Below are 19,410 nucleotides of genomic sequence, written 5' to 3'. Positions count from 1 at the left end.
TGAGCGTCATAGATTCGTTGTGACCGAACTCAGCAAGGAGAGTGTGATGAAACGCGAAACGACATTCTACAACCGTACGGCCACCGCCCTTGTCGTGGGGCTTGGTCTGACTTTCGGCGCCGCCGCTTTGCCTGCTTCCGCCACGGCCTCCACGGAAAGCGATCGAGCCGCCTACCTGGAGCGCCAGGAACAGCAGATCATGAAGGCTGAAGAGATGATCGAACAGCAGCCCGACTCCGAAGAGCCCGCCATGGCCGATCTTAAACGAGCCTGGCAGCAGGTCGAACACGACTGGGCCCGCTTGAAGGACTCGGCGGCGGAAGACTGGCAGGACGCAAAGCAGGCCTTTGAGGAAACCTGGACTGGGTTTCAGGAGGAATGGGACGAGATGACCGCTGAGTAAAAACGACTCGCTATTATTGTGGCCCGGTGAGCCGTGCAGGCTGCCGGGCCATTTCTTTGCTGCCCCCCGCTTTGTCGAAGACCGGGGTTACTTGCAAGGGAACGCCAGATGGGACGTCTTGCCGCGAATCCCCGCCAGAGCGTAAAAGAACAAATCATCGTTAGATAAAATTTTACTTTTAAGCCTCATGCTCTCACCCGGTTCAGCGCTGAGAGGAGAAGACAAGAGGTGCCAATGAGATTGAGAAAGCTGCTTCTCGCGACCTTGTCGTATGAAGCTCTGCCCTTTTACCTCTTGTTCCTACTGGCGGTCGTATCGACGCTCGGCAGTGCCGCGCCCGGTGTAAGTGACCCTGATTATTTCTGGCATCTATCGACGGGTCGCTATATCTCGGAAACTGGAGCAGTCCCCGGCGGCGATCCGTTTTCCTTCAGCATGAAGGGCGCGGAGTGGGTGCTCGAAGAATGGCCGTTTCAATACCTCGTGTTTCAGATTTACCAACTGTGGGGACACGCGGGCAATCTGGTGATGGCCGCTTTGGTGATGGCGGTTTCGCTGGGGATTACCTACCGGTCTGCCCGCTTGTTCATGGCCAATGCTTTTCCAGCCTTGATACTCACGGCCGCCGCCAGCTTGCCAATGCTGGCCTTTACGGCGCCCAGACCGCATCTGACGACCTATCTGCTGTTCGCTGTCTTTCTGCATTTACTGTTTAAGGCCAAGTATCTCGGACGCCATCGTATTCTCGCCTGGCTTCCGGTCATCATGATCGTATGGGTTAACCTCCACGGAGGTTTCATGATCGGACTGGCCCTTCTTTTGTCTTTTCTGGCCGGCGAAGCGGTGCGGTGGTTCTTTTTCGACAGAACCGAAAATGGCGGCGCGCGCTTGGTGACAGTTCTGGGATGGTCATTCCTGGCTTGTATTCTGGCCAGCTTCATAAATATCGACGGCCCGCAGAGGCTCATCTACCCGCTGCAGGTTGTTGGCATGAGCATTAATGCCGATTTGGCAGAATGGCGGCCGTTGAATTTGAACGACACCTTGCCGCGCATCTTCGCGGCAACGCTTTTGGCCTACCTTCTGGCGCTCGTTTGGCGGCGTGGAAAGGCGGACCTAACTGAGGTTGCTCTACCGATCGCTCTGTCATTTGCGGCCTTTAGCGCCGCCCGGCACCTGCCCTTTGCCATTATGGCATTGATTCCTCTGACGGCTCGCTTCATGTCGAGCTTGGCGCTTAGGGACGGTCTTGAGGACGCGCGCACGCGATGGAACTGGCTTTCTGATTGGATCGGGAAAATGAACAGCCCTCGACAGGGCAAAGCAGCGGTGGACGGCCTGTTTTGCCTTCTCGTCGCTGTTGCGGCTGCGGTTCTCGTGCCGATGAGCGTAGCGCGGTCGCTGACATCCGAGGTGAATCCGCTGATCGAAGTGGCGGACTATTTGGAGGCCAATCCGCGCCAAGGCCGAATGCTCAACGCCTATGGCGACGGCGGCTATCTCATCTGGCGGCTTTTTCCGGAAACGGAGGTCTTCATAGATGGCCGCGCGGGGCTCTATCGGAATGCCTTCGTCAGTGACTATTTTCAGGCTGCAACGGGTGGCCGGAACTGGCGCACCTTCCTGGAACGATGGGACTTTGACTATGCCGTCCTTCCCGCGACGCTGCCGCTTGCGCAGTTGATGATCGCAAGCGGCCAATATCACGAAGAGCGCCGCATTGGCGCCCACAGCCTCCTCCTACGGGATCGCAACAAGGATTGAGAATGTCATGACCCGGTTGCGACAGAACCCAATTGCAGTCTTGGTTAGCGCCGAGATGGTGTCCTTCGTCACCTTGATCTTCATCTGTCAGCTCGTCATGCAGACCGGGATTGCGCCGGGCCTGGCCGATCCGGACTACCAGTGGCATCTGAAGGCCGGGGAGCTGATCGCCGCGACCGGCGCCTTGCCGACAGGCGATCCTTTTTCCTGGACCTTTGAGGGTCAACCCTGGGTCTTGCATGAGTGGCTGTTCCAGCTTCTTCTCTATGGTGTTTATAGTCTTGGTGGCGAGCCTGCCGTGCTTTTCATGACCGCGCTGGTTGGCGGCGCGGCGCTGTTCGTTGCCGCGCGTCTGGCCGATAGGTTTATTCAAAGGCCGTTGGCGAGCTGTCTGCTTACGCTGTTCTTCTGCGTGATCCTGGTGAGTTTCATGGCGCCGCGTCCGCACCTGTTCAGCTACCTGTTTTTCGGCGTGCAGTTGGGTCTTTTGTGGCGCGCGCGTTATGAGACCAAACAAGGCGGCCTTTTCCTGCTGCCGGTGCTGATGGTGGTCTGGGTCAACCTGCACGGCGGTTATTTCGTCGGCCTTGCCTTCTTATTTGCCTTTGCCGCATCGGAGTCGCTGCGGTTGCTCTTGGTGGAGCGCGTCGCGCCGACGGGCCCCGGCGGGGGTTACTTGGCGCGGCTATGGATTGTTTTGCTTCTGACGCTCGCGGCCAGCGGCGTGAATCCCTACGGCTTCGGTCACCTTCTTTATCCGCTGACGGTCATGCAGATGGAAGCCACCAGCACGATCAGTGAGTGGGCGACCCTGAACTTTAGCGATCTGAAGAATCTATCGTTTGTCGTGGCGTTCATGGGATTCGTGGTCTTGATGGTGGGGCGGCGCGATAAACCTGATCTCACCGAGATACTGCTGCCTTTGGTTACGGTTGCGGCCGGCATCGCTTCAGCCCGGAACGCGCCCTTTGCGGTGGTTATCATGGTGGCCTACGCGGGCAGATTTATCGGCGATGGTGCGTTGCTGCCGCTGGCGAGCGCTTTCGGTTTGGACAGGCGTTCTGCCGAGTCGCAGGGGGATTCGCTCAACCCGAGGATAGAGCGTCTGCTAAATGGGCTTATCGTCGTTCTGCTTGCCGGTTATGCAATCGGTGCCAGCAACAGTGCGCAGTATTTCTCCAGGATTGCGGCGTTCAGACCGACTGAGTTGACTAATTTCATCAAGCAGCAGGACCTCCAGGGCCGGATGATGAACGAGTACGGCCTGGGCGGGCACCTGATCCGGGACCTTTATCCGGAGCGCAAGGTGTTCATCGACGGCAGGGCGGATCTCTATGGCGATTCCTTTGTCCTCGCCAATCATCGGGCTACTAAACAGGGTGAAAACTGGCGGCGGCATTTGGACGATTGGCAGATCGATTACGCCGTCGTCCAAAAGCAGGACGCTATTGCCAAGCTATTGTACGAGGCGGGCGACTTCGCCTTGGTTTTCGACGGAAAGATTTACGAAATTTATGTTCGACGGGGCGACAAGAACGGTGCGGTCATTCAAAGGTTCGAGACAACTAGAACCGACGGAAGGCCTGGTAACCAGGGTGTAAAAGAGTAGTCATCGAATGTTGAATTATAGGAACACACTGTTGCAAAATTGCATCAACAGGCCGGTCGAAGCTTGTTTTGGATCGCTTTTTCTCGCCAAGAAACAAGATGATTGCTACCATAATTCATAATTCGTTACATTTGAGCGCCTTATCGTGTAGAGTGTAACGAATTGTTTAGTAAATGTGCCTTAAGAGTACATACGGCCAATAACCTTTCATCCCATAAAAGTGGGGGTGAGGTTTGGCCTCGCTGCAAAGCGAAGGGGAAAAACGAAGGTGAACGTGAAAATAGGAGAAGCAAGTTATGAAGAAGCTTAACAAACTTATCGCTGGTTTCGTCCGTGACGAAGACGGCGCGTCCCTGATCGAATACTCGATCCTGATTGGTCTTATCGCAGCTCTGGTGGTCGCCATCATTGGCGCCGTCGGCGGTTGGATCAACACCCAGTGGGATACGCTGAACACGGCGTTGACGTAAGCCGGGTGAAGGTTCAGCAAAAAATTGCTGGACTTCTAAGCTAGGTCGAGGGGGCTGGAGGCTATCAAGCCCCTGGCCCCCTCGATTACTTTGCGGCTCATTCGAGAGCTCGCAGTTGATCTCCGGGTACATTTGTCACAAGGGGCGGATTGCCGGGGGTTCTCGTAGGAGGCGCCGACGGTTGCTTCTGACGTAAGGGGAGAAGGTCCATGCGTGCTCGCGGATTTCTGATCGTTGCTCTGGCGCTGATTTTGGCAGTTGGTGCAGTGTTCCTGGTTCAGCGATGGATGTCGCAGCAACAAGGCTCGGCCGTCGTCGAGCAAAGGGGCCCCCAGATGACCACCGTGGTCGTGGCCCGTACGCCGTTACGTTATGGCGACCGTATCCGCGGTGAACATATCCGGGCCGTCGAATGGCCCGCCGAATTTGCTCCCGAAGGAGCTTTTACGAAAACGGAAGAAGTTTTGGTCGAGGAAGGCCGGGTGGCCTTGCGCGCCTTTGAGCCTAATGAACCGCTCCTGCGTAACCGGGTCTCCGGTCCGGGCGGTCGGGCTTCGATGTCCACGCGCATCGACCCCAACAAGCGCGCCGCGACGATCGTGGTGAACACGGTTTTGAGCGTCGGCGGTTTCGTCGAGCCCGATGATCGGGTCGATATCCTTTTGACCTGGGAACGCGAAGACGGGTAGATGGGTACGGACGTACTGCTTCAGAATGTCCGTATTCTTGCCGTGGACCAGCAGATCCAAGCCGACGACAAGACTGTCGTTGCCAAGAGCGTAACCGTAGAGTTGTTGCCCGAGCAGGTTCAGAAGCTGACTTTGGCGCGCACTGTCGGTCAGTTCGCGATCGCGCTGCGTAACGTTGGCGATGTCGAGGCAATTCAAGCGCGCACTATTACGATGCAGGACCTGCAGGCCAGCGAAGCGCCGCCGACACAAGCGGTCGTAGAACCTGAGCCGGTTATGACGCCGACGAGCCCGGTCCTCGCGGAAACGCCCAACATCAGTCAGCCTGAGACCACAGAAATGACGGCGGAGCAGAAGGCCGCCGCCGCCGCCGCCGAGGCAGCCGCGGTCGCAGCGGCGCAAGCCGCCCAGGCAGCCGCTGCGGAAGCCGAGAAGGCCGCGATGGAAAAGGCGAAGATGTCGCAGATCGTCGTCGCACGGGTGCGCTTGCCCTTCGGCAGCCGCATCGGTGCACAGCATCTGGCGCTACGTGATTGGGAGACCGATCAGATTCCGGAAGGCGCCTTTACCTCGATCGATGACTTGATCGGCGCGCAACCACGCAAGGTGCTGCAACCGATTGAACCGAACGAGCCTTTGTTGGTTTCCAATGTGACGGACCCGGGCGGACGGGCAACGCTGTCAGCGATTGTCGAACCGGAAAATCGCGCTGTTACGATTTCAGTCAACGAAGTGTTGGGTGTGGCCGGTTTCGTAAAGCCCGATGATCGCGTTGACGTGATTTTGACGCGCGAGGCGCCCAGTGGCCCGGAATCCAGGACATTGCTCCAGAACATCAAGGTGCTTGCGGCTGATCAGCAAGTAACCAATGAAAACGAGGTTCCTGAGATCGTTACGACGGTGACGCTTTCGGCTGATCCCGTGCAGGCCAAGAAGCTTGTTCTGGCCAGCACGATCGGGACGATGGCCTTGATGCTGCGGTCCAACAAAGACGACGATGTGGTCGACGACAAGGCAGTGACATTGGGGAACTTGTTCGCTGATCAGCCTGTTGTCACGAAGGCGGCGAGTAACACGCCGGCATATAATCCCTTTGCGACGGTCAAGGTTCATCGAGGTCTAACTTCGACAACCGAGAGCGTTCGCAAGGAATAGTGTGGGGGTCGCAAAGGTGAAGCTGGGGGAGGCAAGACATATGATGGCCAGTTATACACGGTCAATGAACGTGATCGTCAGTATCCGGTCCGGGTTTTTCGCGACCCTGATCGCATTGCTCGGATTGGTGGTGATGGCAAACGCCGCCACGGCCCAGATCACGATCGAGAATGGACGCGACACCGGTCGACATGCCGGCGAGATCATCGTCCCGCTTAACAAGTCACAAATCTTGCGCACCCAGGAGCCTTTCACAGAGATCATGATTGGTAATCCTGAGATCGCGGACGTTGTTCCGTTGACCAATAAATCGGCTTACGTCCTAGGACGCGCGCTCGGTAATACGAGCATCACGATTTACGGGGCGGGACGTAAGTTGATCGCGATTGGCGATCTGGTGGTTGGCTACGATGTCGCCGGCTTGAAGGCGAAACTTTACGAAGTGATGCCCGATGAGCGGATCGAAGTTCGCTCGGTCAACGACGCTGTGCTCTTAAAAGGCCATGTTTCCAGCACGCCGATTGCCGCACGGGCCGCCGCCATCGCGGAAAGCTATGCGCCGGGCAAAGTGCAGAACGGTCTATCGGTGGATTCGAGCCAGCAGGTCATGCTGCAGGTCCGATTTGCCGAGGTGTCGCGTTCGGTTGGCAAGGCACTCGGGTTGTCCTTGGATACCTCTTACAGCAGCGGTGATTTCACCTTCAGCGGTGTCACAACCGGTGGGCTGGCGAGCGCATTCGGCACGATCGGAATTGGCGGCACGTTGGGCGCCCTGGCCATTGATGCCACGCTTGACGCGCTGGAAACGAAAGGGCTGGTACACAGCCTCGCAGAGCCGAATCTTGTCGTGCTATCAGGTGACACGGCCAGCTTCCTCGCTGGTGGTGAGTTCCCGGTCCCCGTGGCGCAGGACAACGATTCCATCACGGTTGAATTCAAGGAGTTTGGCGTATCGCTGTCCTTCACGCCGACCGTGCTCGATGGCGATCTCATAAACCTGATCGTCCGACCCGAGGTCAGCGCTATCGACCCGACGCGCAGCTTCGCTGTTCCGGGAAGCGGTTTGAACATTCCCGGTTTGATTACGCGCCGTGCCGAAACCACGGTAGAGCTTCGCGACGGGCAGAGCTTCGCAATCGCGGGGCTTTACCAGAGCAGTTACGACAACGCCATCCAGCAGTTCCCATGGTTGGGCGACATCCCGATTATAGGGGCGTTGTTCCGCAGCTCCGACTTCCAGCAGGACGAATCGGAACTGGTGATCATTGTCACGCCGCGCCTTGTCAAACCGGCGCAGTCTCCTGACGATCTCCGGGTTCCAACCGACCTTTATCTGCGTCCCAACGAGGGAGAATTCTTCCTTCTGGGCCGTACCGTGGGAGCTGGCCAAGGCGGCACGGCCGCTGCGCCCATGGCAGCGGGTTCTGCCGGCGGGATGGCCGGTAACCATGGCTACATTTTAAAGTGAGGTCCAAGATGAACGGCACGACACCAAAATTCGCGGCTTGCCTGCTCATGCTCCTTGGCCTCGCGGCCTGTGAGAATCATGCGAGCACCTGGAACTTCGGGCCGCCGCGCCAATCCTTGATGTCCGGCGAGTCCTCGTCTTTCAACGCTAGTGTTCATACGATTGATCCGGCGCCGGAGTCGGCGAAGAATACTGATATTGAAATGAATGGTACGCGTGCGGCAGCGGCCTATGGCCGTTATGTCACGGGCACTGTAATTGCTCCTGAGGAGATTATCACCAGTGACGTAGGAGAGGATTAGCCGCTGTAGGGATTGCTAACCGCGGATAGCGTCGGCCAACTAGGGCCGACTGGGTGAGAATGCGCCGAACCGTGGTTGAAAAGAGTCGAAATCGGCCGCTAGGCGACGTGAGAAGTAATATAAGCGGGGACAAATGAACATCGTAGCGATCGCACAAAGTGACCAGGTCAAGACGACCGTAAAAAAAGTCGCTGATGATTTGCAGAACTCGAAGGTGAGTGTGCTAGACGGCCGCTTGGCTGAGGCGATGGAGAAGTCGGCGTCTTGGCAGCGCGCAGATGTCATCATCGTTGAGATGCACTTGAATCAAGAGACGGATCGGGCCGCCTTCACGGATTTGGTACGTAAGGCACGCGGTTCGGTTATTGTTACGGCAGATGATGCGAAGGTCGAGGACGTGCGCTGGCTTATGCGCAACGATGTCTCGGATTTCCTTCCGCACCCTCTCTCAGAGGCAGAACTCGCAAATTCGCTCACTTCGGTTGCGAAGCAATCAAGTGACGCAGGCGGCACAGAACACGCCCACGCCGTTATTCTGGCTGTACTGGCGGCCTCCAAGGGTTTGGGCGCGGCCACGGTAGCCTGTCAGACGGCTATCAGGGTTCGTGAGCAGGCCGCGAAGACCGATAGCGTGTGCCTAGTCGACCTGGACTTTCAATTCGGCAAGGTGTCCACACACCTGGATGTCGAGGGCCGCTTGGATATTGCGGAGATTTCCAATGCACCCTCCCGGCTGGATGAATCGTTTCTGAGTTCGTTGGTCGTCAAGCATCCCTCGAAGATCGATGTGCTCGCGCCTATCGAACGGCTTTCGCTCTGGGAGAACGTAACCAGCGAAGCGGTGTGCCGTTTGATGGAGATCGTGGCACACGCTTATGACTACGTGATCGTCAACATGCCGCCTTACTGGGCGTCTTGGACATCGGAGATTTTGCGGGGTGTGGATGCGGTCAACATCGTGTTCCAGGTTAATGTGGAATCGATCCGCCACACCCGCCTTTTGATCGACACCATCTTCGAAAACGGCGGTGGTCAGGTGCCGATGTTCCTGCATGCCAATCGTTTCAAGAAGAAGTTCCTTTGGTTTGGTGTCAATATGAAGGATGTGGAGAAGGCGTTAGGCCGGGAGATTTCCTTCTATGTGCCTGATAACCCGACGATCGTGACCGATTCCATCAACCGCGGCGTTCCTTTGAAGGAAGTGAAGCCGGGGAGTGATGTAGAAAAGGCGATTTCCGATGCGGCCGACGAGATTCTAGCCTCGATACGCCAAGGGCGTGGCGCCGTCGCCGCCTAAGTAAGCGCTCTTAAGAAGGGAGCAGCATATGTTTGGACGTTTTTTAAAACCCGACGAAGTGCAGCCGAAGCCATCGCCGGACCAGAAGGCGCCAGCGACTGCACCGGCGCCTGAAGTCGCACCCAAGGCGCCAGTCAATCCGAAGCGGAACATCGCCACTGCTGGGCACGGCATGTCCGCAGAAGCGCGTGAAGCTTCCGATAAGATGACCGACCTCAAGGTCAAGCTGCATCGGACATTGTTGGACCGCATTGATTTTTCGAAACTCGATCAGATTCCCGAAGCCGAGTTCGCGCCGCAGGTCGAGCGCCTGATCCGCGAACTGATCATTTCCGAACGTTTGCCGCTCAACAAGACCGAGCAAGAAAGTCTTATTACCGACGTCGTCAACGAGGTTATCGGCTATGGCCCGATCGAGCCGCTGCTGAAGGACCCGACCGTTACCGATATTCTGGTGAATACCCATAGCAAGGTCTTCGTTGAACGCTACGGCAAGCTCGAGCTGACCAACGCCCGCTTTGCGGACAACCGGCACTTGATGCGCATCATCCAGAAGATCGTTGCCCAGGTTGGACGCCGTATCGACGAGTCCCAACCACTGGTCGATGCGCGCTTGCCGGACGGCTCGCGCGTCAATGCGGTGGTTCATCCCATCGCCGTTGATGGTCCCTTGGTGTCCATCCGTAAGTTCGCCAAGGTGCCAATCACGATGCCCCGGTTGATCGAGCTTGGGGCACTGGCTCAGGATATGGCTGACGTCCTCAAGGGCTGCGTGGAAGCGCGCCAGAACATTATCATCTCGGGTGGTACCGGTTCCGGTAAAACCACGATGCTGAACGCATTGTCGGCTTACATCGGGAACGCGGAACGTATTGTTACGATTGAAGACGCAGCGGAGTTGCAGCTGCAGCAAATCCATGTTGCGCGACTGGAAACCCGGCCCCCCAACGTTGAAGGCCGTGGTGAAATTCGGCAGCGCGAGTTGGTCAAGAACGCACTGCGTATGCGTCCTGACCGTATTATTCTTGGTGAGGTACGTGGCGGTGAAGCGTTTGACATGCTGCAGGCCATGAACACCGGCCATGAAGGCTCCATGACGACGATTCACGCCAACACGCCGCGCGACGCGCTTTCGCGTATGGAACAGATGATCGGCATGTCGGAGATCGAAATTCCGACAATCTCCATGCGGTCTCAGATTGCATCGGCCATCGACGTTATCGTCCAGACGCAGCGCTTGAGCGACGGTAAACGGCGATTGGTCAGTGTTTCCGAAATAACGGGCATGGAAGGCAGCGTCATCCAGATGCAGGAGATCTTCCACTTCCAGCGCAAGGGCATTGCCGACGACGGCACCGTGATGGGTGAATATCGCGCTACCGGAATCCGGCCGCAATTTGCCAAGGAATTCAAAACCCGTGGGATTGAGATCGACCCGGAAGTCTATCGCGAAGATCGCGTTCTCGGATAAGGGAAAGCGGGCATGGAAACTACAACCATCATCATTCTCGGGGTCGTGTTCCTCGTATCATTCCTTCTCATAGAAGGATTGTATTTCCTAATTTCAGACTGGCGTAAGAGCAAGTATCGCCAGATGAACCGACGCATGGCGATGCTGTCCGAAGGGCGAAGCTCTCAGGAAGTCATGCTGCGTCTGCGCCGCGAGAGTGCATACGATGCTCAGGGCAATATCCTGGAGGTCCTGGCTAACAAGCTGGACGGGCTGCTGGCGCAGTCCGGCGCTGGCGTATCGATCCCGCAGCTTTTCATGATCTGCACGATGTTTTCCTTGATCAGCGTCGGGGCGTTTTTTGTACTTCAGGCGCTCAACCCCTTGACCATCGCGGTTTCGGTTATTCTGCCGTTCCTCCTACCGTTGCTGATACTCAAACTCGTTCGCGGCCGGCGCATATCGAAGTTCAATGAGCAGTTGCCGGAGTGCATCGACGTTGTTGTGCGCGCCTTGCGGGCCGGGCATCCGATATCCTCGGCTATCGGTCTGGCGGCGTCGGAGCTTCCTGATCCCATCGGCTCTGAGTTTGGCCTTGCCGTGGACGAGATGCAGTATGGTTTGGACCTCAATGAATCGCTGACCAACATGGAAAAGCGGGTTGGTAGTCCCGACCTCCGCATGTTGGTTATCACAGTGCAGATTCAGGGCGAGATAGGCGGCAATCTGGCTGAGATCCTATCCTCGATTTCCAGGGTTATTCGCGAGCGCTTCAAGATTCGCCGTAAGGCCAAAGCTCTTTCCGCGGAAGGTCGGTTCTCTGCGATCGTTCTGGGAATTCTGCCAATTGCCGTGTTCCTGGCCATCAACGTTCTATCGCCCAAGTACTACACACTCGTTCAGGATGATCAGGGTTTCATCATCAGCATGGGCATCGGAATGATTCTGATGTTCATTGGTTATTTCGTCATGTACCGCATGACCAACTTCAAGATCTGAGGACGGAGCAAGTATGCCGGACTTCCTGGCAAATCTTCTAGTACTGGCTGAAGCCAATGCGCCGATAGTCGTCGGCGGCTTGGTGTTTTTGGTTGCCGGCTTGCTCTTCTTCGGATTGACGGCGGTCGCGGGCGGCGAAGGCGGTTTCGCGCGGCGCTTGAGCCAGAAGCCGACCGATCGTGAGGAGATCAGCGCCAACCGCAAGGACAAGATTGCCAAGGTCCTTTCGAAGGTTGGTGAAAGCCTCCCGCAAGATATGACCGATCTATCGCGGGTCCGTCGGCAACTGGTGTTGGCCGGTTATTATTCGGCCCGTGCCGTCCCGATCTTTTACGCGGTGCGCGCTGTTATTGCGATAACCCTGCCGGTATTGTTTTCACTGGTTTTCCCGCTGGTCACGCGTGAGTTCACGGTTTCTACCGCAGTAGGTGGCGCCGCAGTGCTCGGCATCGTCGGCCTTTATCTGCCGGTTATGTTCTTGAAGCAGAAAATAGGCGCGAGGCAACAGCAGGCCCGGGATGGCTTCCCCGATGCGCTGGATTTGTTGGTGGTGTGTGTGGAGGCCGGCTTGTCGCTCGACCAGGCCATCGAACGTATCAGCCGAGAAATCGGCAGATCATATCCGGTGCTGGGTGAAAACTTCAGAATGATGGCTAGTGAGTTGCGCGCGGGTCAATCGCGAACCGAGGCGCTGCGCAATGTGGCTGAACGTATGGGAGTGGACGAGGTCAAGGCCTTTGTCGTGTTGCTGATCCAATCCGAAGAGTTGGGAACCAGCATCGCTGAAACGCTCCGTGTCTACACCGACGAGATGAGAGATAAGCGGGTCACCCGCGCTGAGGAGAAAGCACAGGCGCTACCGGCCAAGTTGTCGGTGCCGCTGGTGCTGTTCATTTTCCCGGTGTTGATGATCGTCATTCTGTCACCAGTCATCATTCGAATGATGAAGGTGATGTGAGCGGGCCGCTGTCTGGCGCCGCCGACATTTAGAGGACGAGGGGAGGGTATGATCATGAGAAACAAGCTGCTCCAGGGCGCGGGCTTGATCGTAGCCATGTCGGCGCTGAGCGCCTGCGGAAGCCTTGGCAATTCTGCGGCACAGTTGACGGCAGCTCCTTCAGCACCGGAGAAGGTGAACCAGGAAACGACGTCGCAAGCCCAGTCTGCCGTCACTGTTTCGCAGGAATATGAGCAGGGCAAGCAGGAGTTGAACCGAGGCAATGTCGGTAAGGCGATTGAGTATTTTTTGAAGGCGCATCGCAAGGCGCCGGATTCTCTTGAGGGTATCAATGCCCTGGCGGTCGCTTACGATATGGTTGGGCGCCCAGATCTTGCCGATCGCTATTTCAACAAAGCCTTGGCGCTGGCGCCGCAAGACCCGGATGTTTTGAACAACGTCGGTTATGCCCATCTCAAGCGCGGTGATGAACAAACAGCCCAGCGCTACCTGAACGAGGCCAGGGCGCTCTCGGCTGGCAATGATGTCATTCTAGCCAACATCGCCTTGCTCGAGAACAAGCCGGCACCCACTTCCGACATACAGGAAGACACGCCGCCTGCGGCACAGGTTGCCGAGCTAACGAAACCCTATGTCGCAAAGACATCGGACCGAAGCCAGATCATCGTTACTCAGCCGTCGGCTGAGATGACCGCTTTGGCTCCGCAGCCAAGTCAGCCCGAACCGAACCCGCCGGAACGACAGATGCCGGCAACCATCCAGGAGGCTAGCTTGCCGGCCCCGCAACGGTTGGTGCCCGAGCATACCGAATCCTTTGCGCTTGAGCCGGTGAGCTTGACGCGGACACCGGAGCCTTCGGCCTCGGAATCATACGATACATTGCCGTCGATACCGCTCCCTGCAGTGAAGCCCGATACGCTTTCTCAGGTTGTTAGTGGTCCGTTGAAAGCCGGACTAGGCAGTCCCGGACTGATGCCCGCGAAGCCGGAGCAAGTCGCGCTTGCGGTGCTGCCCGACGGATCGAGCCCGGAAAGGCAAGAGCCGGCTGGTCCCACGGAGATGCCGGCCCTACCGGTTACGGCGGTGATCGTGGAGCCTTTGGAGGCTCCGTCCGTGACACCAAGCGACGGCAAAGGTGATAGCGTCGCGTCGGTGATTGATGCCGCACGAAACTGCTCGCTTTCCATCGGGGAGGCGCAGATTACCTTGGTCAATGGCAATGGTCGCGAGGGGATGGCGCGGCGGACGCGTGGTTGGCTCAAACATGATGGGCTGGTCACGGCGCGTCTGTTGAACGCAGATCATTACAATTATGCGAGCAGCACCATTCACTACCGTTCTTCGGCCCGCTGTACGGCCGAGCGTCTGGCAGTAACCTTCGATTCCTTGCCGCGGTTGGTTAAGGACGATACCTTGGCCGAAGACCTGCGTGTCCTGCTTGGCGCGGATGTCCTGATTTTTGACACGATGGTGGCCCAGGCGGAAAACAACTGAGAACCTGGAGCTAAAGGGGGGAACCATGACGTTGCGACCTACCGAGGCTTCGGCCCAGACTGGAAATCGTTCCCGTCTGGCGGTTGCCTTGATACCTCTTGCCGCGCTCATTCTCAGTGGTTGTCTGACGAGCGAGCCCGAAGGCCCGCCGGCGTCGCAGGTCCGCGGTCTGGTCAAAGACGTAATCCCACCTGGCGATCTCGATCGATCGGATGAACTTCTGGCCGACGGGAGAGTTTACGAAGCGCAGCAGGAATACGCACGCGTGCTGCAGGATGACCCCAGCAATCCGCGGGCCATTTATGGATTTGCCGAAACGCTTCTCCAAACGGGACAGTTGGACGCAGCTCGGAAGCATTTTGCTTCGATCGTCGGGGACCCGGAGTATGGCGCCCGCGCGCTTCAGGGTGAGGGACTCATTCTTCTGGTGCAAGGTGAGCTTGGTGAAGCAAGGGCGCGGCTTGAACTCGCGGTCCAGCGCGATCCCGGTCTATGGCGGGCCTGGAACGGCCTGGGCCGGGCCAAGGATGCGGGGCGCGACTGGGTCGGTTCGTCGGAGGCTTATACCCACGCGATGGAGTTGGTGCCTCGGTCACCGGTTCCGGTCAACAACCTGGGAATGTCGAAGCTGCTTCAAGAACAGTACGTTGAAGCAGAGAACACCTTTCGGCTGGCGATTGATCTCGATCCGAAGTTTGTCGCGGCGCAGAACAACCTGAAGCTGGCAATCGCCTGGCAGGGTCGCTATGTGGAGGCTCTCATGGGGGTCTCTCCCGAAAACCTGCCGGAAGTCATGAACAACGTGGGTTATGTCGCCATGCTGCGCGGCGACTATGATGTTGCGGGAACTTATTTTAACCGGGCTCTTGACCTCAGTCCCGCTTATCACGCCCAGGCGGCGGAAAACCTGCGCTATCTGGAAAGTTTACGTAATTCACCTGTTGCATCGGCACAGTAAGGCCTAGCGCACCCATTTCATTGCTGACGATCAGTCTGCCTGTGCCGGTTGTGGCACCTCCGTGGTGCCTGCGCTCTGGCCATTGACTTTCTCGCGCAAGGATTGGAAGAGCGCGAAAAGCGGCGGGATGAAGAAAATTCCCAGAAGTGTAGCGCCCAACATGCCGCCAAAGACGGTGGTGCCGACAGATTGCCGACTTGCCGATCCGGCGCCGCTGGCAAAGACCAGCGGGAGTACGCCTAGAATGAAAGAGAGCGCTGTCATCATCACGGCCCGGAATCGCAGATCGGCGGCCTGTAGCGTCGCATCGAATATGCTTTTCCCTTCCTCGCGAAGCTGTTTGGCGAACTCGACAATCAGGATCGCGTTTTTGGCCGCCAAGCCAACCAGCAGGACAAGCCCGACCTGCGCGTAAGCATCGAGCGCAATACCGCGCCAGCCAAGCAATGCTACAGCACCAAGCACCGCTACGCCGATCGAGAGCATGACAGAGAAGGGAACGGTCCAGCTTTCATATTGTGCTACCAGGAACAGGTAGGCGAACACGATGGAGAGAATCATGACCATCGACCCCGCCTGTCCGGCCTTGATTTCCTGCAGGGCCATGCCGGTCCATTCGAAGCTGTAGCCGCTAGGCAGCGTTTCCTGCGCCAAAGTCTCCATGGCTTGCAAAGCCTCGCCCGAGCTGCGGCCGGGTGCCGGATTTCCGTTGATGGTCGCAGAACGATAGAGATTGTAGCGCTCCACCTGTTCTGGTCCCAGAATCGGCTTCACCCGCACGAGTGTGCGCAAAGGCACCATCTCTCCGTTGCTCGCGCGGACGTAGATGTCCTCAATATCTTCCGGCGCATTGCGACGTTCCGCTTCGGCCTGGAGCATCACCCGATAGACCCGACCGAACAGATTGAAGTCGTTGACATAGAACGCCGTCAAATTCGCCGCCAAACCCTGAAATACCTCGCCCAAATTGACGCCGCGGGTCTTAACCGATTCACGGTCGACGTCGACGAAGAGCTGCGGAACATTGGCTCGGAACATGCTGAAGACGGCGTTCAGCTCGGGCCTTCCATTGGCTTCAAAGATGAACCCGCCGAGTGCCGAGGCGAGTTCGGATGAATCCCGCCCCTCGGTGTCCTGTAGAACGAATTCGAAGCCGCCAGTCGTACCCAAACCGGGGATGGGGGGCGGATTGAAGGGGATCGCCGTCACGCCGGGGAGCGTATAAAGTTTCGCGCGTAGCTGCGCGAGTATGGCGTTGAGGTGAAGGTGCGGCTCCTGACGCTCGTCCCAGGGGTCAAGCACAACGACAAGCATTCCGCCATTGGGCACTACCGCGCCGGAAAGGAGTGAATAACCGCCGACCGAGGTAATGCTTTCCACACCGGGAATCGCAGCGACGACAGCTTCGACTTCTTCCAGTTGAGTTGCTGTACGGGGTAGCGCGGCGGCATCGGGCAAGCGCATATCGATGAAGAGCGCACCGCGATCCTCCTCAGGTACGAAGCCGGTGGGCAGGCTCTGCAGCAACCAGCCGGTAGCGGCCAGGCTGGCGACAAAGACAATACCGGTAATCGCCAGCCGCCGGGTCATCAGTCCGACAATGCCGGTGTAACCCTTCCGTGTGCGGTTCAGAAGCTTCTCGAACCAGAACAATGGGCCGCGTTTGGCGGGCTTGGGGAGTCTGAGGAAGCTCGCACAAAGTGCTGGACTGAGCGTCAGGGCATTGATTGATGAAATCGCGACTGCGACCGAAATGGTGACGGCGAACTGCTCATACAGGCGCCCCGTCAGACCGGGCGTGAAGCCCACCGGCACGAAAACCGCCAGCAGCACCAGGGTGGTGGCGACGACCGGGCCACTCACTTCCTTCATCGCCAGCCAAGTGGCTTCGCGGGGCGCTTTGCCTTCGGACATATGTCGTTGGACGTTCTCGACCACCACGATTGCGTCATCGACCACCACGCCGATCGCCAGGATCAACCCGAAGAGGCTCACGGTGTTGATAGTAAAGCCCATGGCCAGGAGCGCCGCCAACGTGCCGATCAAAGAAACCGGTATGGTGATGGTCGGAATGAGCGTGGACCGCCAGTCTTGCAAGAACACAAAGACCACCAGGATGACCAGCGCCATGGCCTGCAGCAGGGTGACGAGTACCTCGCGCATGGATGTTTGAACGTAACGGGTCGTGTCGTAGGTAACCTTGTAGGCTAGCCCTTCCGGGAAGTTCGTGGAAATTTTTGCAAGCTCTGCCTTGATGCCCTCCGCGACGTCGAGCGCGTTGGCGTCAGGCAGCTGATAGATGGCGATAACCGCTGCTGGTTTGCCGTCCAGCCTGGCAAACCAGCCATAGGTTTGCGCGCCCAGATCCACGCGCGCCACGTCGGCCAAGCGGACCAGTGTGCCGTCACCGCCAGCCCGAATGACAATTTGCTCAAACTCCTGAACGCTTTCCAATCGGCCCTTGGTTTGGATGCTGAACTGGAACTGCTGCCCTTCGGTGGTTGGTGCCTCGCCGATGTTACCTGCAGATACCTGAACGTTCTGCTCGCGAATTGCATTGATCACGTCGCCAGCCGTCATCTCTAAGCTCGTAAGGCGATCCGGGTTCAGCCAAACGCGCATGCCGTAATCGCGTGCACCCAGAATATCCGCGCTCGCCACACCGGGCACACGGGCCAATCTGTCCCGCACGTTGATGCTCGCGTAGTTGCTCAAGAAGATGTCGTCAAACCCGCCGTCCGGCGCATAGATATTGGCCAGCATCAGCATCGACGTGCTTTGCTTCTTGGTTGTTATGCCCTGCCGCACGACCTCTTCGGGCAGTCGCGCAGTGGTTAAGGCGACGCGGTTCTGCACATTTACCTGTGCTTGGTCGCCGTCCGTTCCGACTTCGAATGTTATGGTCAGCGTGTAGCTTCCGTCGTTGGAGCTTTTCGAGGACATGTAAATCATGCCTTCGACGCCGTTGACCTCGGATTCGATGACTGCCGCAACTGTTTGCTCAACAACTTGAGCATTGGCACCGGGATAGCTGGCCTTTACCTGGACTTGCGGGGGCGTCAGCTCCGGGAACTCTGCAATCGGTAGCCGCGACAGCGACAGCATTCCCGCCAGAACGATGACAATCGCGATGACGAAGGCAAACTTAGGCCGGTCGATGAAGAAACCGCTGAGCATGTCAGGAACCCGAGCCGACTGGGGTGATCACGGTTGGGCTTACCTTGGCGCCCGGACGCACCTTCTGAACACCCTCGACGATCAACATTTCGCCGACCGCGACACCCTGCTTCACAACGATGTCTCTACCGCTGCGCTCGCCGAGTTCGACGGGTTTTGCAGTCACTTTGTTGTCTGCATCTACGGTCAGCACAAAGGCACCCGCCTGGCTTGTCTGGACCGCAGCCTGGGGCACCACGACCTCATCGCGCGGCTCGCTGCTTACCAGGAGGACGTTGACGAACTGGCCCGGTAAGACCAGCCCCTCCGCATTGGGAAACCGAACTCTTAACTTGATGGTGCCGGTCACGGGATCAACTTGGTTGTCGATGAAGTAAAGCTCGCCCGGTGCTTCAAGCATGGTGTCGTTTGCCAGCCGTAACTTCGGCTCGAAACTGCGGGCCTCGCCCGTTGCCTTGCGCTGTTGGTAGTCGAGCATCTGCCGTTCCGATATCGCGAACTCGACCTCTATGGGATCGAGATCGAGAATTGTCGCCAGCACACCGGCATCCGGTCCAACAAGGTTTCCCGCATCGACCGTCGTAGCGCCGATGCGTCCCGAAATCGGTGCGGTAATGGTTGTGTAGCCAAGGTTCAGTTCGGCTGCGGTAAGGTCGGCCTGTGCCGCGGCCAAATCGGCCTGAGCTTGGGCGGCGGCGGCCGTCGACTCGTCAAGCTTGGCTTGGCTGACTGTGCCACGAGCCGCGAGGGTTCGGCTTCGCTCCAAAGTTTTGTTGGCATCGACAAGGGTGGCCTGCGCTCTTTCAACGCCTGCGGTCGCAACCTTCTTGGCCGCTTCGAACTCAGCCGGGTCAATCTGATAAAGCAGTTGACCCCTATTGACGTCACTGCCCTCCTTGAAGGGGCGCTCTAGCAAGAAGCCGGTAACGCGCGCACGTAGTTCAACCTGCTGATTTGCGCGTGTACGACCGACGTATTCAAGCGACGTCGATATCTGTTTCGACACGATGGGGGCTACGGTGACGCTCGGCGGCGGCGCTGCCGGCGTTTGCGAGGTTTTATCTTGCTGATCGCAGGCCGCTAGCAGACCCAGCGTGCAGATAAGCAGGAATCCGTTACGGACTCCCCAAAAATGTTTCAGCAGCAAATTCTTTCCCCCGAGCCGACGCAATTACGCCGTTGATGATCATTGTAACAATGACTTGGAACCGACGAAT

At 57.7% G+C, this 19,410-nt stretch carries 15 protein-coding genes and 1 pseudogene; 14 read left to right on the top strand and 2 right to left on the bottom strand.

Annotated elements, in window-relative coordinates:
- Positions 1-46: 46 nt before the first annotated feature.
- From ABIE63_RS14850 to ABIE63_RS14785, 14 genes and pseudogenes are all read left to right on the top strand, one after another.
- Positions 47-403, top strand: a complete 357-nt coding sequence (locus tag ABIE63_RS14850) for a hypothetical protein (RefSeq protein ID WP_354505416.1) — start codon at positions 47-49, stop codon at positions 401-403.
- A 234-nt stretch (positions 404-637) separates the two neighbouring features.
- A complete protein-coding gene (locus ABIE63_RS14845; protein ID WP_354505413.1) occupies positions 638-2,167 on the top strand; it encodes a hypothetical protein in 1,530 nt (509 codons plus the stop codon).
- Positions 2,168-2,174: 7 nt separating this feature from the next.
- A complete protein-coding gene (locus ABIE63_RS14840; RefSeq protein WP_354505410.1) occupies positions 2,175-3,776 on the top strand; it encodes a hypothetical protein in 1,602 nt (533 codons plus the stop codon).
- Positions 3,777-4,072: 296 nt separating this feature from the next.
- Positions 4,073-4,246 carry a Flp family type IVb pilin gene (locus ABIE63_RS14835; RefSeq protein WP_183417095.1) on the top strand — a complete coding sequence of 58 codons (174 nt, stop codon included), beginning with the start codon at positions 4,073-4,075 and terminating at the stop codon, positions 4,244-4,246.
- A gap of 209 nt (positions 4,247-4,455) precedes the next feature.
- A pseudogene (cpaB, locus tag ABIE63_RS14830) lies at positions 4,456-5,094 on the top strand (Flp pilus assembly protein CpaB); the annotation flags it as partial.
- A gap of 54 nt (positions 5,095-5,148) precedes the next feature.
- Entirely contained in the window at positions 5,149-6,090 is a 942-nt protein-coding gene (gene cpaB / locus ABIE63_RS14825) for a Flp pilus assembly protein CpaB (RefSeq protein WP_354505728.1), read from the top strand.
- A 40-nt stretch (positions 6,091-6,130) separates the two neighbouring features.
- Entirely contained in the window at positions 6,131-7,558 is a 1,428-nt protein-coding gene (locus ABIE63_RS14820) for a type II and III secretion system protein family protein (RefSeq protein ID WP_354505407.1), read from the top strand.
- Positions 7,559-7,566: 8 nt separating this feature from the next.
- Positions 7,567-7,860, top strand: a complete 294-nt coding sequence (locus ABIE63_RS14815; protein WP_183417098.1) for a hypothetical protein — start codon at positions 7,567-7,569, stop codon at positions 7,858-7,860.
- A 133-nt stretch (positions 7,861-7,993) separates the two neighbouring features.
- Positions 7,994-9,157 carry an AAA family ATPase gene (locus tag ABIE63_RS14810; RefSeq protein WP_183417099.1) on the top strand — a complete coding sequence of 388 codons (1,164 nt, stop codon included), beginning with the start codon at positions 7,994-7,996 and terminating at the stop codon, positions 9,155-9,157.
- 28 nt (positions 9,158-9,185) lie between these two features.
- Positions 9,186-10,628, top strand: coding sequence for a CpaF family protein (locus tag ABIE63_RS14805; protein ID WP_354505402.1), 1,443 nt, complete (start codon positions 9,186-9,188; stop codon positions 10,626-10,628).
- 12 nt (positions 10,629-10,640) lie between these two features.
- The gene (locus ABIE63_RS14800) at positions 10,641-11,606 is read left to right on the top strand and encodes a type II secretion system F family protein (protein ID WP_183417101.1); all 966 of its coding nucleotides are present in this window, start codon (positions 10,641-10,643) and stop codon (positions 11,604-11,606) included.
- Between the two features lie 13 nt (positions 11,607-11,619).
- The gene (locus ABIE63_RS14795) at positions 11,620-12,564 is read left to right on the top strand and encodes a type II secretion system F family protein (protein ID WP_183417102.1); all 945 of its coding nucleotides are present in this window, start codon (positions 11,620-11,622) and stop codon (positions 12,562-12,564) included.
- A gap of 54 nt (positions 12,565-12,618) precedes the next feature.
- Positions 12,619-14,058: a LytR C-terminal domain-containing protein gene (locus ABIE63_RS14790; protein WP_354505398.1), complete on the top strand. Its 1,440-nt coding sequence runs from the start codon at positions 12,619-12,621 to the stop codon at positions 14,056-14,058.
- A gap of 25 nt (positions 14,059-14,083) precedes the next feature.
- The gene (locus tag ABIE63_RS14785; RefSeq protein WP_354505395.1) at positions 14,084-15,016 is read left to right on the top strand and encodes a tetratricopeptide repeat protein; all 933 of its coding nucleotides are present in this window, start codon (positions 14,084-14,086) and stop codon (positions 15,014-15,016) included.
- A gap of 30 nt (positions 15,017-15,046) precedes the next feature.
- Here the strand turns inward: ABIE63_RS14785 and ABIE63_RS14780 are convergent, their stop codons facing one another.
- Together ABIE63_RS14780 and ABIE63_RS14775 are read right to left on the bottom strand one after the other, a co-directional pair.
- Positions 15,047-18,193 (bottom strand): multidrug efflux RND transporter permease subunit, encoded by a 3,147-nt coding sequence (locus tag ABIE63_RS14780; RefSeq protein ID WP_354505392.1) that lies wholly within the window; start codon positions 18,191-18,193, stop codon positions 15,047-15,049.
- 1 nt (position 18,194) lies between these two features.
- A complete protein-coding gene (locus ABIE63_RS14775) occupies positions 18,195-19,340 on the bottom strand; it encodes an efflux RND transporter periplasmic adaptor subunit (protein WP_354505389.1) in 1,146 nt (381 codons plus the stop codon).
- Between the last annotated feature and the right edge of the window lie 70 nt (positions 19,341-19,410).

It is taken from the genome of Limibacillus sp. MBR-115 (assembly GCF_040549425.1).
Lineage (GTDB): Bacteria > Pseudomonadota > Alphaproteobacteria > Kiloniellales > CECT-8803 > Limibacillus > Limibacillus halophilus.
This window is presented reverse-complemented; position numbering and strand designations above follow the sequence as displayed.

Bases quoted from the DNA above. Each gene is read 5' to 3' on its own strand.
- ABIE63_RS14845 (WP_354505413.1), top strand. From the start codon at position 638: ATGAGATTGAGAAAGCTGCTTCTCGCGACCTTGTCGTATGAAGCTCTG.
- ABIE63_RS14795 (WP_183417102.1), top strand. From the start codon at position 11,620: ATGCCGGACTTCCTGGCAAATCTTCTAGTACTGGCTGAAGCCAATGCG.
- ABIE63_RS14800 (WP_183417101.1), top strand. From the start codon at position 10,641: ATGGAAACTACAACCATCATCATTCTCGGGGTCGTGTTCCTCGTATCA.
- ABIE63_RS14850 (WP_354505416.1), top strand. From the start codon at position 47: ATGAAACGCGAAACGACATTCTACAACCGTACGGCCACCGCCCTTGTC.
- cpaB (WP_354505728.1), top strand. From the start codon at position 5,149: ATGCAGGACCTGCAGGCCAGCGAAGCGCCGCCGACACAAGCGGTCGTA.
- ABIE63_RS14820 (WP_354505407.1), top strand. From the start codon at position 6,131: ATGATGGCCAGTTATACACGGTCAATGAACGTGATCGTCAGTATCCGG.
- ABIE63_RS14840 (WP_354505410.1), top strand. From the start codon at position 2,175: ATGACCCGGTTGCGACAGAACCCAATTGCAGTCTTGGTTAGCGCCGAG.
- ABIE63_RS14805 (WP_354505402.1), top strand. From the start codon at position 9,186: ATGTTTGGACGTTTTTTAAAACCCGACGAAGTGCAGCCGAAGCCATCG.
- ABIE63_RS14815 (WP_183417098.1), top strand. From the start codon at position 7,567: ATGAACGGCACGACACCAAAATTCGCGGCTTGCCTGCTCATGCTCCTT.
- ABIE63_RS14785 (WP_354505395.1), top strand. From the start codon at position 14,084: ATGACGTTGCGACCTACCGAGGCTTCGGCCCAGACTGGAAATCGTTCC.
- ABIE63_RS14790 (WP_354505398.1), top strand. From the start codon at position 12,619: ATGAGAAACAAGCTGCTCCAGGGCGCGGGCTTGATCGTAGCCATGTCG.
- ABIE63_RS14780 (WP_354505392.1), bottom strand. From the start codon at position 18,193: ATGCTCAGCGGTTTCTTCATCGACCGGCCTAAGTTTGCCTTCGTCATC.
- ABIE63_RS14810 (WP_183417099.1), top strand. From the start codon at position 7,994: ATGAACATCGTAGCGATCGCACAAAGTGACCAGGTCAAGACGACCGTA.
- ABIE63_RS14835 (WP_183417095.1), top strand. From the start codon at position 4,073: ATGAAGAAGCTTAACAAACTTATCGCTGGTTTCGTCCGTGACGAAGAC.